At 69.4% G+C, this 15,437-nt stretch carries 14 protein-coding genes; 10 read left to right on the forward strand and 4 right to left on the reverse strand.

The window, feature by feature from the left end:
• Positions 1–50 precede the first annotated feature (50 nt).
• The 5 genes from WD026_RS02335 (at position 51) to WD026_RS02355 (ending at position 6,486) form a co-directional block, all read left to right on the forward strand.
• The gene (locus WD026_RS02335) at positions 51–1,604 is read left to right on the forward strand and encodes a methyl-accepting chemotaxis protein (RefSeq protein ID WP_425722048.1); all 1,554 of its coding nucleotides are present in this window, start codon (positions 51–53) and stop codon (positions 1,602–1,604) included.
• A gap of 94 nt (positions 1,605–1,698) precedes the next feature.
• Positions 1,699–2,565, forward strand: a complete 867-nt coding sequence (locus WD026_RS02340; RefSeq protein ID WP_425722049.1) for a class II aldolase/adducin family protein — start codon at positions 1,699–1,701, stop codon at positions 2,563–2,565.
• 40 nt (positions 2,566–2,605) lie between these two features.
• Positions 2,606–3,496, forward strand: a complete 891-nt coding sequence (locus WD026_RS02345) for a LysR substrate-binding domain-containing protein (RefSeq protein WP_425722050.1) — start codon at positions 2,606–2,608, stop codon at positions 3,494–3,496.
• Between the two features lie 7 nt (positions 3,497–3,503).
• Complete coding sequence (locus tag WD026_RS02350; RefSeq protein ID WP_425722051.1) at positions 3,504–4,724, forward strand: cation:proton antiporter; 1,221 nt, start codon at positions 3,504–3,506, stop codon at positions 4,722–4,724.
• Positions 4,725–4,821: 97 nt separating this feature from the next.
• On the forward strand, positions 4,822–6,486 hold the full coding sequence (locus tag WD026_RS02355) for a long-chain-fatty-acid--CoA ligase (RefSeq protein WP_425722052.1): 1,665 nt from the start codon (positions 4,822–4,824) through the stop codon (positions 6,484–6,486).
• Here WD026_RS02355 and WD026_RS02360 read toward each other — a convergent pair.
• Genes WD026_RS02360 through WD026_RS02375 form a run of 4 tightly spaced genes read right to left on the reverse strand, consistent with a single transcriptional unit; the run spans position 6,478 to position 10,613 of the window.
• Entirely contained in the window at positions 6,478–7,104 is a 627-nt protein-coding gene (locus tag WD026_RS02360) for a LysE family translocator (RefSeq protein ID WP_425722053.1), read from the reverse strand. The two genes, WD026_RS02355 and WD026_RS02360, sit on opposite strands and share 9 nt — an antisense overlap.
• 25 nt (positions 7,105–7,129) lie before the next feature.
• Positions 7,130–7,867 carry a hypothetical protein gene (locus WD026_RS02365; RefSeq protein ID WP_425722054.1) on the reverse strand — a complete coding sequence of 246 codons (738 nt, stop codon included), beginning with the start codon at positions 7,865–7,867 and terminating at the stop codon, positions 7,130–7,132.
• 40 nt (positions 7,868–7,907) lie between these two features.
• Positions 7,908–9,089 (reverse strand): CaiB/BaiF CoA transferase family protein, encoded by a 1,182-nt coding sequence (locus WD026_RS02370; protein ID WP_425722055.1) that lies wholly within the window; start codon positions 9,087–9,089, stop codon positions 7,908–7,910.
• A gap of 15 nt (positions 9,090–9,104) precedes the next feature.
• Positions 9,105–10,613, reverse strand: coding sequence for an aldehyde dehydrogenase family protein (locus WD026_RS02375; RefSeq protein WP_425722056.1), 1,509 nt, complete (start codon positions 10,611–10,613; stop codon positions 9,105–9,107).
• 227 nt (positions 10,614–10,840) lie between these two features.
• Here WD026_RS02375 and WD026_RS02380 point away from each other — a divergent pair, with 227 nt between their 5' ends.
• The 5 genes from WD026_RS02380 (at position 10,841) to WD026_RS02400 (ending at position 15,433) form a co-directional block, all read left to right on the forward strand.
• Positions 10,841–12,037 carry an ABC transporter substrate-binding protein gene (locus tag WD026_RS02380; RefSeq protein ID WP_425722057.1) on the forward strand — a complete coding sequence of 399 codons (1,197 nt, stop codon included), beginning with the start codon at positions 10,841–10,843 and terminating at the stop codon, positions 12,035–12,037.
• Positions 12,038–12,113: 76 nt separating this feature from the next.
• Complete coding sequence (locus WD026_RS02385) at positions 12,114–12,998, forward strand: branched-chain amino acid ABC transporter permease (protein WP_425722058.1); 885 nt, start codon at positions 12,114–12,116, stop codon at positions 12,996–12,998.
• Between the two features lie 13 nt (positions 12,999–13,011).
• Positions 13,012–13,950, forward strand: coding sequence for a branched-chain amino acid ABC transporter permease (locus WD026_RS02390; RefSeq protein ID WP_425722059.1), 939 nt, complete (start codon positions 13,012–13,014; stop codon positions 13,948–13,950).
• Positions 13,943–14,704, forward strand: a complete 762-nt coding sequence (locus tag WD026_RS02395) for an ABC transporter ATP-binding protein (protein ID WP_425722060.1) — start codon at positions 13,943–13,945, stop codon at positions 14,702–14,704. Before WD026_RS02390 ends, WD026_RS02395 begins: the two co-directional genes overlap by 8 nt.
• A gap of 12 nt (positions 14,705–14,716) precedes the next feature.
• Complete coding sequence (locus WD026_RS02400) at positions 14,717–15,433, forward strand: ABC transporter ATP-binding protein (protein ID WP_425722061.1); 717 nt, start codon at positions 14,717–14,719, stop codon at positions 15,431–15,433.
• The last annotated feature ends 4 nt before the right edge of the window (positions 15,434–15,437 follow it).

Raw genomic sequence — 15,437 nt, forward strand, 5'->3', positions numbered from 1 at the left:
GCTGCACCGCAGCAGATTTGTGGCAGTTCAGTGACATTCAGGGAGTCGACATGTCCATTCTTTCCAACATGCCGGTACGGACCAAGCTGGCCGGCCTCGTCGGCCTGATGGCCCTGGCCATCCTGGCGGTGGGTCTGCTTTCGTTGTGGAGCCTGAGCCGCGCCGTGGACGCCGGGCAGCGCCTGGCCACCACCGAGGTGGCGGCGGTCCGCACCCTGGGCGATGCCCGTTCGGCCATCGGCAACATGCGCCGCTTCGAGAAGGACATGTTCCTCAACCTGGCCTTCGAGGCCGAGCTGGAGCGTTACCACAAGGCCTGGCAGGCCCAGGTGGCCTCCACCCTGGACATGCTGCGCGGGCTCCAGCCGCAGCTGGGTGGGGCCGAACAGGAGGCGCTGCAGACCATGGTCACCTCGATCACGGCCTATCAGACCGTGGTCAACGACATCAACCGCCGCATCACCATCGGCGAGATCAACGATCCCTGGGCGGCCAACAAGGCGATGGAGCCGTCCAAGGCCGGCATCCGTGCCGCCGACCAGGCTTTCGTGCAGATCAGCGACGCGGTGACGCAGCGGGTGGACGCCACCGTGGCCGACCTGGCCGCCATACAGCGCCGCGCCTGGTGGATCACCGTGGGCAGCAGCGTGGCTGCGGTGCTGCTGGCGCTCGCCCTGGGCACCCTCATGGCCAGCCGCATTGCGCGCCCGCTGCAACAGGCCACCGAGGTGATCGACCGCATGGCCGAAGGCCATCTGGGCAATGCCATCGTGGTGTCGGGTCGCGACGAGCCCGGTCAGGTGCTCGGTGGCCTGCAGCGCATGCAGCAGCAGCTCGCTGCGGTGGTGGTGGGCATCCGCCAGTCGGCGCAGGCGATCGGTCACAGCAGCGAGGAACTCGCCCGGGGCAACCAGGACCTCTCCAGCCGCACCGAGCAGACCGCGAGCAACCTGGAAGAAACCGCGGCCTCGATGGAGGAGCTCACCAGCACCGTGCGCCAGAGCGCCGATGCGGCCCGCCAGGCCAACCAGCTCGCCGCCAGCGCGGCCGAGATCGCCGCCCGTGGTGGCGAGGTGGTGGCCCAGGTGGTCACGACCATGGACGAGATCAACCACAGCAGCAAGAAGATCAACGACATCATCGGCGTGATCGACGGCATCGCCTTCCAGACCAACATCCTGGCGCTCAATGCCGCGGTGGAAGCCGCCCGCGCGGGTGAGCAGGGCCGTGGCTTTGCGGTGGTGGCCGGCGAGGTGCGCAACCTGGCGCAGCGCAGCGCGCAGGCGGCCAAGGAGATCAAGGGCCTGATCGGCGCGAGCGTGGACCGCGTGGAGGCGGGCAGCAAGCTGGTGGCCGATGCGGGCAACACCATGAGCGAGATCGTGGGCTCGGTGCAGCGGGTGAGCGACATCATCGGCGAGATCACGGCAGCCGCGGGCGAGCAGAGCGACGGCATCGGCCAGGTGAACACGGCAGTAGTCCAGCTCGACCAGATGACGCAGCAGAACGCGGCGCTGGTGGAAGAGAGCGCAGCCGCGGCCGAGAGCCTGAAGGACCAGGCGCAGCGGCTCAACGGGGTGGTGGCCCGGTTCATCCTGGCATGAGTTGATTTCATGTCAAGCTGAAAAACCATCGTTTGTCGGCAGGCCAGGGCAGGGCCATCATCCAGAACGTTCACACACCACCCCTGGAGACACCATGTCCGCCCTGCTTGAAAAACTCGAAGCCCTCGGCCAGAAGGAATACCGCCACGACCCGCTGGTGCACAAGAAGGTCTCGATCTACCAGCCCGACCAGCCCGGCCTGATCTTTCCGGGCATTCCGGCGTTCGACGACGTGGCCCGCACCCGCCAGTACCTCAAGGAGCGTCTGGTGGGCGCCTGCCGCGCCTTTGCGCGCCAGGGCTTCGACTACGGCTTTGCCGGCCACCTGACCATCCGCGATCCGGAGCACCCGCACCTGTACTGGACCAACCCCATGGCGGTGCACTTCGCGCAGGTCAAGGTGTCCAACCTGATCCTGGTGGACCACCAGGGCAAGGTGGTGGAAGGCCAGCACGCGGTCAACCGCGCCGGTTTCGTGCTGCACGCCGCCGTGCACGAGGCGCATCCCGACATCGTGGCCATGTGCCATGCCCACACGGTGTACGGCACCGCCTTTGCCTCGCTGGGCAAGCCGCTGGACCCCATCTCGCAGGACGCCGCGGCCTTCTTTGAAGACCATGTGGTCATCGGCGACGAGGCCGGCCAGGTGGCAGTGGAAGTGAAGGCCGGCCTGAAGGTGGCCGACTGGTTCAAGGGCGTGAAGGCCGCCATCCACCAGAACCATGGCCTGTTCACCGCCAGCCGCCACAGCATCGAGGCGGCGGCCTTCTGGTTCATTGCCCTGGAGCGTTGCTGCCAGCAGCAGCTGGCCGTGATGGCCACCGGTGCCACGCCGCGCCTGGTGCCGGCCGACCGCGCCCGTTACAGCCGCGAACACGTGGGCAGCGAATACATCGGCTGGCTGCACTTCCAGACCATCTGGAACGACCTGGTGCGCACCGAGCCCGACATGTTCGACTGAGCCAGGCCGGGGCAGCGGCGCGCCGCTACACTGCGCAGCGATGCGCCGCTTGCCCCACCTCATGCAGCTGCGGACCTTCGAGGCCGTGGCCCGTCACCGCAGCTTCATGCTGGCGGCCGACGAACTGCACATCACCCCCTCGGCGGTCAGCCACCAGATCCGCCACCTCGAAGCCCACTTCGGGCGCGGGCTGTTCGAGCGCCACCACCGCCGCATCGAACTCACCCCCAGCGGACAGCGCCTCTTCGACCAGCTCAACCGCCTGTTCGATGCGCTCGACATGGCCTGCCGCGAGGTGGCCCTGCCCGATGCCGAGCAGGTGCTCTCGCTGCACTGCGCGCCGAGCTTTGCCGTCAAGTGGCTGGGGCCGCGCCTGGCGGACTTCCGCCGCCAGCACCCCGACATCAGCATCCGCCTGACCACCGGCTCCGATCCGGTGGACCTGGCCGCCGCCCGCGACATCGACCTGTGGATCGCCTATGGCCGACCCCGGCAGGCCCCGGACATCGAGGTGACCGACCTGGGCGAGGAGCGCATCGTGCCGCTGATTGCGCCGCAGCTCATGCCCAACCCGCGCAAGCCACCCCCGCTCGATGCGCTCACGCTGATCGAATCGCAGCTCAGCGACGTGACCTGGGCCGAGTGGTTCCGCCTGAACGGCTGGCCGCCCACGCGCACGCCCAAGCTGTCGTTCGACCGCGCCGCGCTGGCCATCTCGGCGGCGGTGGACGGCATGGGCATGGCCCTGGAGAGCGCCCGGCTGGCCGAACGCGAGCTGCACAGCGGCGAGCTCAAGGTCTGGGGGGGTCAGCGCCACCAGCACCTCAGCCGCCCCATGCACTTCCTGCACCGCCGCAGCCGCGACCGCCTGCGGCCCGAGGTGGCGGCCTTCATCGAGTGGCTGCAACGCGGCACGGCTCAGGCACACTGAGCGGTTCATGCAGATCCTCACCAGCCTTCTTGTCCTCATCGTCCTGGCCCGCGTGCTGGGCCACCTGTTCGCGCGCTGGGGTCAGCCGGCCATCGTGGGGGAAATGCTGGCCGGCATCCTGCTCGGGCCGTCGGTGCTGGGGCTGGTGCACCCGAGTGCAGCGCTCTCGGGCATTGCCTCGCTGGCCATCTTCCTGGTGATCCTGGCCGCCGGCCTGGAGATGAGCTTTCACGAGATCGCCCGGGCCATGCGCGGCCGTGGCCTGGTGGTCGCACTGATCGCCTTCGTGCTGCCCTTCGGTTCGGGCCTGCTGGTGGCCTGGGCCTTCGAGCTGGACCTCATGCGCACCATCTTCCTGGGGCTGTGCATCTCCATCACCGCGCTGCCGGTGGCGGTGAAGATGCTGGACGAGCTGGGCATGCTCGACACCCCCATCGGCCACCACGCCATCTCCACCGCCATCATCAACGACGTGCTGGCCCTGTTCATCCTGGGCATCCTGCTGGCCCTGCCCGAGCAGACCACCTGGGGGCAGGTGGTGTCCACCGGCTCGGTGGTCATGGTCAAGCTGCTGGTGCTGGTCTCGGCGGTGGTGGGGCTGAACCTGCTGCTGGGCTGGCTGGAGAAGCGCGGCATCAATGTGTCGGCCGGGCCGGAGAGGCTGGCCGCGCTGTTCGGCCCGGAGGCGCTGTTCGGCATCGTGGTGGTGTTCGTGCTGGCCTTCGGATCGCTGAGCGAGGGGCTGGGCTTCCACTTCGTCATCGGCGCCTTCTTCGGCGCCTTGCTGCTCGACCAGCGCCATTTCGTGGCGGCCCGCTACGACGACCTCAAGCGCACCCTGGGGTCCATCACCGGCGGCTTTCTGGCCCCGGTGTTCTTTGCCTACCTGGGCCTGGAGTTCCATGTGGAGGCCCTGACCGATCTGGGCTTCGTGGCGGCGGTGCTGGGTGCGGCCATTGCGTCCAAGGTGCTGGCCGGCTGGTGGGGCGGGCGGCTGATCGGCATGTCGGGCCGCGAGGCGCTGGGCCTGGGCTTCATCCTCAATGGCCGTGGCGCCATGGAGCTGGTGGTGGCCAGCATCGCGTTCGAGCGCGGCTTCATCGGCCGCGAGATGTTCTCGGTGCTGGTGCTCATGGGCGTGGTCACCACCATGCTGGCACCGGTCACCTTCAATGCGGTGCTGGACGACGCGCGCCGCCGCCGCTACCGCGAGACCGGCCAGGCCTGATCCGCCCCGGGGCCTGCGGGGCCTCCGTGTTTCTTCCCATGGACGGCGGTGCCACCCGCGCCGACACTGGCTTTTTCAGCCATCCCCAGGAGGAACCATGAGCGCAGGCCCGTCGTCGACCCACCCCACGCCATCCCGGTTGCAGGACCGCTGGACCCGGCTGGTGCCCGGGCCGGCCAACCGGGTGCCGCTCACGCCGGTGGGCTTCCTGCAGCGCTCGGCCGAGATCTTTCCGGACCGCCTGGCCGTGGTGCATGGCGAGCAGCGCATCCGCTATGCCGAACTGCACCAGCGGGCCTGCCGTCTGGCCTCGGCCCTGCAGCGGCGCGGCGTGCAGGCCGGCGACGTGGTGGCCGTCATGCTGCCCAATGTGCCGGCCATGATCGATGCGCACTTCGGCGTGCCCATGGCCGGTGCCGTGCTGTGCACCATCAACACCCGGCTCGATGCCGATACCGTGGCCTACATCCTGGCGCACTCGCAGGCCCGCGTGCTGGTGGTCGACCGCCAGTTCGCGCCCGTGGTGGCCACCGCGCTGCAGCGCACCGACCACAAGGTGCTGGTGATCGACAACGACGATGCGCTCTACCAGGGCCCGGGTGAACGCATCGGCCAGTGCCTGTACGAAGACTTCCTGGCCGAGGGCGACCCGGCCTTCCGCTGGACGCCGCCCACCGACGAGTACGCGCCCATCGCACTCAACTACACCTCCGGCACCACCGGCCGGCCCAAGGGCGTGGTCTACCACCACCGGGGCACCTTCCTGGAGGCCATGGGCAACATCTCGGCCTGGCCGCTGCCGCTGCACCTGGTGTACCTGTGGACGCTGCCCCTGTTCCACTGCAACGGCTGGTGCTTTGCCTGGAGCACGGTGGCCATGGGCGGCACCCAGGTCTGCCTGCGCGCCGTCGACCCCGAACTGATCTTCAAGCTGATCGGCGAGCACGGCGTCACCCACATGTGCGGCGCGCCCACCGTGCTGTCCATGCTGACCTCGTCGCCGGCCGCGCAGACGCGCACCTACCGGCACACGGTGCACATCCAGACCGGGGGCTCGCCGCCGCCGGCCAAGGTCATCAAGGCCATGGAGGAGATCGGCTTCCAGGTGCTGCAGATCTACGGCATGACCGAGCTGCAGGGCCCCAGCACCTATGCCGCGGTGCAGGCCGGCTGGGCTGAGTTGCCGCTGGAGGAGCGGGCCAACTTCATGGCCCGCCAGGGTGTGCGTTACCCGGTGGTGGAGGAGCAGCGCGTGGGCCACCCCGACACCTGCGAGCCCATGCCGCAGGACGGCGAGAGCATGGGCGAGATCCTGATCCGCTCCAACACCGTGATGCTGGGCTACCTGGACGACGAAGCCGCCACCTCCGAGGCCTTCAAGGGCGGCTGGATGCACACCGGCGACCTGGCGGTCTGGCACGCCGACCACTACATCGAGATCAAGGACCGCAAGAAGGACATCATCATCTCCGGCGGCGAAAACATCTCCAGCGTCGAGGTGGAGATCGCGCTCTACCGCCACCCGGCCACGCAGCTCGCGGCGGTGGTGGCCAGGCCCGACGAGAAGTGGGGCGAGACGCCCTGCGCCTTCGTGCAGCTCAAGCCCGACATGCAGGCCACCGAGGCCGAGATCATCCAGTGGTGCCGCGACCACCTGGCCCATTACAAGGTGCCGCGCAAGGTGGTGTTCGGGCCGCTGCCCACCACGGCCACCGGCAAGATCCAGAAGTTCGCGCTGCGCGAACGCGCGCGCTCAGCGTGACAGGATCAGCCGCAGGCCCAGGCCCACGAACAGCACGCCGGCCACCCGGTCCAGCCACAGGCCGGCGCCGGGGCGGCGCTGCAGCCAGCTGCCCACGCTGCCGGCAAAAAAGCCCAGCAGGCCGAACAGCACGGCGGCCTGCAGCGTGAACAGCAGGCCCAGCAGGCCGATCTGCAGGCCCACGCTGCCTTGAGCGGGCTGCACGAACTGCGGCAGGAACGACAGGAAGAACAGCACCACCTTGGGGTTGATGGCATTGGCCACCAGGCCCTTGGCGAACAGCCGGCCCGGGGTCTCGCTGCTGGCGGTGGCGCTGCCCAGGCTGCTCTGGCCCGCATGGCGCAGGGCCTGCACGCCCAGCCACACCAGGTAGAGGCCACCGGCCCAGCGCAGGGCGGTGAAGGCCGTGGGCGACGCCGCCACCAGCGCACTCACCCCGGCCAGGGCCAGCGCGGTGTGGCTCAGGCAGCCGGCGGCGCAGCCCAGGCCGAAGGCGATGCCGTGGCGGCGGCCACGGGACATGCCGGTGCTCAGCACCAGCAGGTTGTCGGGGCCGGGCGAGGCGGTGATGAGCACGGCCGCCAGCAGGAAGCCGAAGAACTGTTCGGGTGAAAGCATGGCTCGATGATAGGCGGCGGGCCGCTCAGGCCGTGTCGCCCAGGCCCGCCGCCAGCAGGGCACGCGCGGCTTCCACGCGCAGGGCCAGCGGGGCCTGCGGATCGTTCATGACCGAACGCAGGAAGGCCACCGGCGTGGTGGCGCCCGTCGCTGCGGCGAACGCAGCAGCAGGTGTGTCCGCTGCCGGCTCGGGCACGGCAGGGCGGTTCAGGCCCAGCCGCTGCCGGGCAACGGCCCAGGCCGCCGGGGTGACGGGCTGGATGCGCGAGAGCAGGTCGGCCTGCGCGTCGTCGCCGGGGGGCAGGTCCAGCCAGGCGTCTTCGCCGAACACGGCGGGCAGGTCGGGCGTGACGAAGGCCGACCAGCGCGGCTCGTCACCGCCAGTCACCGGCGCCGGCACGGCGGCCGGTGCCGGCAGGGTGCCCTGGGCATCGGGCCAGCAGCGCAGCCGACCCGGCTTCAAGTCGGTCAGTCCGGGCAGGTGGTGGCGGCACAGCGCGTCCAGAAAGGCCGCGGCCTCGGCCAGGGCCACCGGCTGCGCCAGCGGCAGCCACAGCTGCAGGCCACCCTGGCCCGACACCGCGATGGCCGGCGCGGGCAGGTCGAGTTCGGTTTGCAACGCCTGCCACACCGCGCGCAGCGGGGGCCAGTCGGCCGGGCGGGACAGTTCGATCCACAGGCAGCGCACCCGGCCCTGGTGCGGGCCGAGGCCGCCCTCGGGCAGGTGGAACAGGCGCTGGCGTTCGGTGTCGAGTCGGTGCATGGCGGGGCGGATTATCGGCCCGCCTGCCCCGACCGACCGCTCACTTGGCCATGGCGTCGGCCGGGCTGCTGGCGGCCTGCGGGCTGGCCGCGAACTCGCGCCGCAGCGCATCGCCCTGTGCGTTGACCGCCGGGATCTCGCGGTAGGTCTCGTCGTCCCACTCGGTGATCCAGGGCAGGGCGGGCACCTCGGCCACATGGCCGTTGACCTTCATGCGCCGGGTGCGCAGCTGCGGGTGGGTGATGAGGTCCTGCACCGAATTGACGCTGCCGAACGCGGTGCGGGCGGTGGTGAGGCGGTCGATCACCTCGGCCGAGGTGAGTTCGGCAAACACCTGGGCCACGGTGCCGTCCACCAGCGGCCGGTTCTCCACCCGCACCGCGTTGCTGGCGAACTGCGGGTGGCTGAGCAGGTCGGGCCGGCGCAGCACGTCGCGGCAGAAGTCGGCCCATTCGCGCTCGTTCTGGATCGACACCAGGATGTCGCGGCCATCGGCGCAGGTGAAGGCGCCGTAGGGCGCGATGGTGGGGTGCTTCAGGCCCACGCGCTCGGGGGCCTTGCCGCCATGGCGGGTCTGCAGGTAGGGCACGCCCATGAGCTCGGAGGCCGAGTCGAACAGCGACACCTGGATGCCCGAGCCCCGCCCGGTGCGGTAGCGCTGGAACAGCGCCTGCTGGATGCCGATGAGCGCGTTCATGCCGGCGGTGATGTCGCACAGCGACACGCCGATGCGGCCCCATTCGCCCGGCGCGCCGCTGATGGAGATCAGCCCGCTCTCGGCCTGGATCAGCAGGTCGTAGGCCTTCATGAGCTGCAGGCTGCCGTGGTCGCCATAGCCGCTGATGTCGCACGTCACCAGGCGCGGGTGGCGCTGGCGCAGGGCTTCCGATCCGATGCCCAGCCGCCCGGTGGCGCCCGGTGCCAGGTTCTGGATGAACACGTCGGCGCGGGACAGCATGCGCTCCAGCAGGGCCAGGTCGTCGGGCTGCTTCAGGTCCAGCGCGATGGATTCCTTGCCGCGGTTGATCCACACGAAGTAGGACGACTCGCCGTGCACCGCGCGGTCGTAGCCACGGGCAAAGTCGCCTTCGGGCCGCTCGATCTTGATGACCCGCGCACCGGCATCGGCCAGGCGGCTGGTGCACCAGGGAGCGGCCACCGCCTGCTCCAGGGCCACCACCAGCATGCCGTCCAGCGGCTTGGGGCTGTGTTGGGCGCTCATGGCGTCTCCCGGTGTTCAGCCGTGGTGGTGCACGACGGTCTTGACGGTGCTCATCTCTTCCAGGGCAATGAAGCCCTTCTCGCGGCCGTGGCCGCTGCGCTTGGTGCCGCCGAAGGGCAGCTCGATGCCGCCACCGGCGCCGTAGCAGTTGATGAACAGCTGGCCGCTGCGGATGCGTTTGGCCATGCGGGCCTGGCGGTCGCCGTCGCGCGTCCACACGCTGGCCACCAGGCCGTAGTCGGTGCCGTTGGCAATGGTCACCGCGTCTTCCTCGTCGTCGAACGGGATGGCGGCCAGCACCGGGCCGAACACCTCCTCCTGCGCCAGGCGCGATTGCGGATCGACCGGGCCGAACACCGTGGGCGGCACGAACTGCCCCTCGCGCGGCAGGCTCTCGGGCAGCGGCGTGCTGGCCATGACCGGCACACCCGCCTCGCGGTTTTCCTGGATGTAGCGCAGCACGCGTTCGCGCTGGCGGGCATTGATGACCGGGCCCAGGTCCGGGTCCTGCTGCGGGGTGCCCACGCGCAGCGCCAGGAAGGCCGCGTTCACCTTGGCCATGAAACTGTCGAAGATGCTGCGCTGCACCAGCACCCGGCTGCCGGCCGAACAGGTCTGGCCGGTGTTCTGGGTGATGGCCTTGACCACGGTGATGGCGGCCTTGTCGAGGTCGGCGTCGGCAAACACCACCTGGGGCGACTTGCCGCCCAGTTCCAGCACCACCGGCACATAGTTCTTGGCAGCGGCGGCCTGCACCATCTCGCCGGCCTGGGGCGAGCCGGTGAAGGTGATGAAGTCGATGCCCCGGTGGCCCGAGAGGGCGGCACCGGCCTCCGGCCCGATGCCGGTGACGATGTTGATGCTGCCCGGCGGGAAGCCCACCTCGTGCGCCAGCTGCGCCACCTCCAGGCAGCTCAGGCAGGCTTCTTCCGAGGGCTTGAGCACCGTGGCATTGCCCATGGCCAGGGCCGGCGCCAGGGTGCGGCCGAACATCTGGGCCGGGTAGTTCCAGGGAATGATGTGCCCGGTCACGCCGTGCGGTTCACGCACCAGCTTCACGTCGTAGCCGGCCAGGAAGGGGATGGTGTGGCCGTGGATCTTGTCGGCCGCGCCGCCGTAGAACTCGAAGTAGCGCACCAGCGCCTGCAGATCGTTGCGCGCCACGGTGATGGGCTTGCCGGTGTCGTGGGCCTCGATCCAGGCCAGGCGCTCGGCTTCCTCACTGATGCGGGCCGAGAGCTTCATGAGCAGGCGGCCGCGCTCGGTCGGGGTCATGCGGCCCCAGGGGCCGTCGAGTGCGGCGCGGGCGGCGGCCACGGCTGCGTCCACCTCGGCCTGGCCACCGCGTGCCAGGTGGGCAATGAGCTGGCCGGTGGCCGGCGCCAGCGTGGGCACGGTGCGGCCGTCGGCCGACTCGACCCAGGCACCGTTGATGAAGTGGCGGTGGGTCAGGGCCGCCACGGTGCCGGTCTCGGAAAAGCTCAGGCGGCCGGGCACGGCGTTCATGGCGGCGGTGGTGGTCATGGCAATGTCTCCAGTGTTCGGGGTGGGGCGCATTGTGGGTACGCACCGCCGAGGCTTGGAATTGCTTTTGTTCGAAGCGTGCATTGCCCGCGCCGCAACACGTCCGTTGCTCAGGGCTTAACGCTGCTTTGCCCACTTCTCAATGGGCATGCGGCGGCATCCACCCCACACTGCGGCCACGCCAGCATCCCGACTCGACTGGCGATCACCAACCCAGGAGACAAGACATGCTTCGATTCACCGCCATCTTCTCGGCCGTGGCCTGCGCCATGGCACTGGCCTCGACCCCCGCGCAGGCCCAGTCGGGCGAACGCACCATCAAGATCTACGGCTTCGGCGCCAAGAGCGGCGTGGTGCGCATCTTCGGCATCCAGAGCGAGGCCGCCATGCAGGCCGCGGCCGACAAGATCAACGCCGCCGGTGGCGTGACGCTGGGCGACGGTGCCAAGGCCAAGATCGTGATCGACTACCTGGATGACCGCTGCAACGCGGAAGAGGGCATCAACGCGCTGCGCCGCATCGCCGCCCAGCCCGATGCCATCGTCGCCATCGGCCCCACCTGCAGCAACGTGGCCGAGCCGGTGTTCGGCATCCTACAGAAGAAGGTGGGCGATGCCGGTGACTCCGGCATCCAGTTCCCGATCTACACCGACGTGGCCGCCAAGGGTGGCCTGGCCGGCATCTCCGAATGGTCGTTCCGCAACGTGCCGAGCGAAGCCGCCATGTACAAGTCGGTGTTCGAGTGGGTGGCCTCCACCCGCAAGGACCTCAAGACCTTCTGGGGCGGCGTCGAGAAGGACTTTGCGCACAGCAATGCCACCTTCAACGTCATGAAGGACAACGCCGGCAAGGCGGGCCTGGAAGTGCTGGGCCAGAGCGAGTGGCTGCTGGCCGACACCAGCTTCAGCACCCAGGTGCGCGAGATGAAGCGCGCCAATGCCGATGTGGTGGCCATCTCGGCCCACCCGTTCACCACCTGCGGCGTGCTCAAGGAAATGCAGCGCCAGGGTGTGAAGCCCAAGCTCATGATCGGCCTGACCAGCTCGTCGAGCATGGAGACGCTGCAGGGCTGCGCCCAGCAGGCCGAAGGCATCATCATCCCGACCAGCTTTGCCCCGGTGACGGCCGAGGCCAAGGCGGCGGCCGAGGCGGTGGCGGCCAAGAAGTCCAACATGGACCTGCACAACGCTGCGGCCTGGGAGAACGTCTTCACCCTCAAGAAGGTGATCGAGGACCAGAAGATCATGGGCAAGCCGGAAACCCTGGCCGCCGACCGCAAGAAGATGCGCGACGGCCTGGCAGCCCTCAAGCAGACCCAGGGTCTGCTGGGCCCGGTGGACCGTGCGGCCGACCGCGAGGCCATCAAGCCCTACCTGTTCGTGCAGGCCAAGGGCGGTGCCTGGACCGTGGCCCACAAGCCCTGATGCCGCTGCCGGCATGACGGCCTGAGGAGGCGCCCCGCGCGGGGCGCCTCTCCCCCTTCCCACCCGCACCGCTCCCATGACCTACCTCGACCTGCTGGACCTCGTCCAGTCGGTGATCGATGGTGTGCTGTTCGGCACCATCTATGCACTGATTGGCATCGGCTTCACGCTCATCTTCGGCGTGATGCACAAGATCAACCTGTCCTATGCCGCTGCGTCGGTGGGGGCGGCCTACCTGAGCCTGCTCATCGTGCAGACCGCACCGCCGGCCCTGGTGTTCGTGGCCGCCGCCCTCGTGGGAGGCGTGCTGGGCGCCCTGGTGTACGTGATCTGCTTCCGCTTCCTGCCGCTGAACAAGCCGCTGGCCACGCTCATGTCCACCGTGGGCATGCTGCTGCTGATCGAGGAAGCCATCGTGCATGCCACCGCCGGCATGCCGCAGAACTACCCGGCCATGTTCGTGGGCTCCAACATCGACATCGGCCCGCTTTCGCTGCGCGGCGACCTGCTGTTCGTCTTTGCGCTGGGCTGCGCCGCCATGGTGGGCCTCACCCTGCTGCTCAAGCGCACCCGGCTCGGCCTGGCCACGCGCGCGGTGTCGCAGCAGGGCACGGCGGCCCGCCTGTGCGGCATGAACATCACCACCACCAACCTCAGCACCTTCGTGATCGCGGGCCTGCTGGGCGGCACCGCCGGTGCCATGGCGGGCGCGGCCATCGGCGTGCTGTCGCCGCTGCTGACGCTGCCCCTCACCGTCAAGGGCCTGGTGGTCACCGTGATCGGCGGCCTGGGCAGCATCCCGGGCGCCATCGTGGCCGGCCTGCTGGTGGGCGGCTTCGAGAACCTCTTCCAGTACTGGCGTGGCGTGAGCGAGCGCGACATCTACGTGATGCTGCTGCTGTTCGCCTTCCTGGTGTTCCGACCCGGTGGCCTGTTCGCCCCTCCCGCCGGCCGCGACTGAAAGGACACGAAACATGGATTTCTACCTCGGACTGGCCCAGGTGATCGGCGTGCACACGCTGCTGGGTCTCTCGGCCTGGTGCGTGCTGCAGACCGGTCAGGTCTCGCTTGCACAGGGCGGTTTCTTTGCGGTCGGTGCCTATGCCTCGGGCATGCTCACCGCCATGGCCGGCTGGCCGCTGTGGCTGGCCATTCCCGCGGCGGCACTCATCTCGGCCATCGTGGCCATTGCCGTGGGCTTCCCGGCGCTGCGGGTCAAGGGCCTGATGCTGGTGGTGGCCACCACGGCGTTCGCCGAGATCGTGCGGCTGTTCTTCTTCAACCTCACCTGGCGCGTGCCCGGTGCCGACGGCAACCTGGTCGGCCCGGACGGCAGCCTGGGTTTCGGCGGCATCCGCTACTTCCCCAGCAACGGCTGGACCTCGGGCGAAATCGTCACCCTCATCTGGGGCATGGTCGCGCTGGTGATGCTGGTGCTGGCCTGGCTGGACCGCTCGCGGGTGGGCACGCTGTGGCGCGCCGTGGGTGAGGACGAGGTGGCCGCGCAGAGCGTGGGCATCAACCTCACCGCCGCCAAGGTCTCGGCCTTCGGCATCGGGGGCGCCATTGCGGGCATCGCCGGCAGCGTGTTCGCGCACTACACCACGCACATCGAGCATTCCAACTTCACCATCCTGCTGGCCACCTTTGCCATTGCGTACCCCATCCTGGGCGGGCTCTCCAGCCTGCTGGGCACGGTGCTGGCGGTGGTGTTCATCCAGGGCATCCTGATCGAGGGTCTGCGTTTCCTGGGTGACTGGCGCAGCCTGCTGTTCGGTGCGCTCATCCTGCTGATGATGCTGGTGCGCCCCAGCGGCATGATCACCTCGCCGCTGGGCCGGCTGCTGCGCGGCGGCCGCGAGCCCGAAGGTGCGGCCCCGCAGGCCGCTGCCAAGGAGAAGGCCCATGCTTGAACTGCAGCAACTCAGCCGGCATTTCGGCGGCGTCAAGGCGCTCGACCAGCTCGACCTCACGGTCAACAAGGGCGAGATCCTGGGCCTCATCGGCCCCAACGGTTCGGGCAAGAGCACCACGGTCAACCTGATCGCCGGGCTCTACCAGCCCAGCGCCGGCAGCCTGCGCTTCAAGGGTCAGGACATCGGTGCCCTGCCGGTGCACACCCGGGCCGAGCTCGGCATTGCGCGCACCTTCCAGAACATCCGCCTGTTCGGCAACCTGAGCGTGTGGCAGAACGTGTGGGCCGCCCGCGTGGTGCGCGAGAGCGGCTGGGCCGGCGTGAAGTCGCGCTGGCTGGCCTCGGGTGGCCAGGCCCGTGAAGAGGTGCGCCAGCTGCTGGCCTTCAGCAACCTGGCCGACAAGGCCGACACCCTGGCCGGCAACCTGAGCTTCGGCGAGCAGCGCCGGCTGGAGCTGGCCCGTGCGGCCGCCTCGGGTGCCGAGCTGCTGCTGCTGGACGAGCCCGCCGCCGGCATGAACGCCGAAGAGATCGAGGAGCTCGACCAGCGCATCCGCGCCCTGCGCGACCGGGGCCACACCATCCTGCTGATCGAGCACCACATGGAGCTGGTGATGGAGGTCTGCGACCGCGTGGCGGTGCTGAACTTCGGCCGCAAGATCGCCGAGGGCACACCCGCCGAGGTGCAGGACAACGCGGCGGTGCGCGCCGCCTACCTGGGTTCGGACGACACCGTGGCCCAGGCGGCCTGAGGAGACCACAGCATGCTGCAGATCGAAGGACTGGCCACCGCCTACGGCAAGATCGAGGCCCTGAAGGGCGTGAGCCTGTCGGCGCAGGCCGGGCAGGTCACCTGCCTGCTCGGGCCCAACGGCGCCGGCAAGACCACGCTGATGATGACCGTGGCCGGCATCCTCAAGCCCAAGGCCGGCTCCATCCGCTTCGAGGGCGAGGAACTGGTGGGCAAGTCGAGTGCCGACATCGTGGCGCGTGGCCTGGCCCTGGTGCCGGAGAACCGGCTGGTGTTCCCGGCACTCACCGTGCGCGAGAACCTGCAGGCCGGCGCCTTCCGCCGCAAGGACCGCGCCGCCATCCGCGACGACATCGACCGCATGTTCGACCGCTTCCCGCGCCTGCGCGAGCGCGTCGACCAGATGGCCGGCACGCTCTCGGGCGGCGAGCAGCAGATGCTGGCCGTGGCCCGCGCGCTCATGTCGCGCCCACGCCTGCTGCTGATGGACGAACCCTCGGTGGGCCTGGCCCCGCTGGTGGTGGCCGAGATCTTCCAGATCATCCGCCAGCTCCACAGCGAGGGCGTGAGCATCTTCCTGGTGGAGCAGAACGCCCACATGGCCCTGAAGGTGGCGCAGCAGTTCTACCTGATGGAGCAGGGCCGCGTGACCTTCTCGGGCACGCCCGGCGAGATGAGCAGCGACGACGTGATCCAGCGCGCCTACCTGGGCCAGCGGCGCGCCGCCTGACCCG

Origin of the sequence: Hydrogenophaga sp. R2, from assembly GCF_049843595.1 — a bacterium.
Taxonomy (GTDB): domain Bacteria; phylum Pseudomonadota; class Gammaproteobacteria; order Burkholderiales; family Burkholderiaceae_C; genus Hydrogenophaga.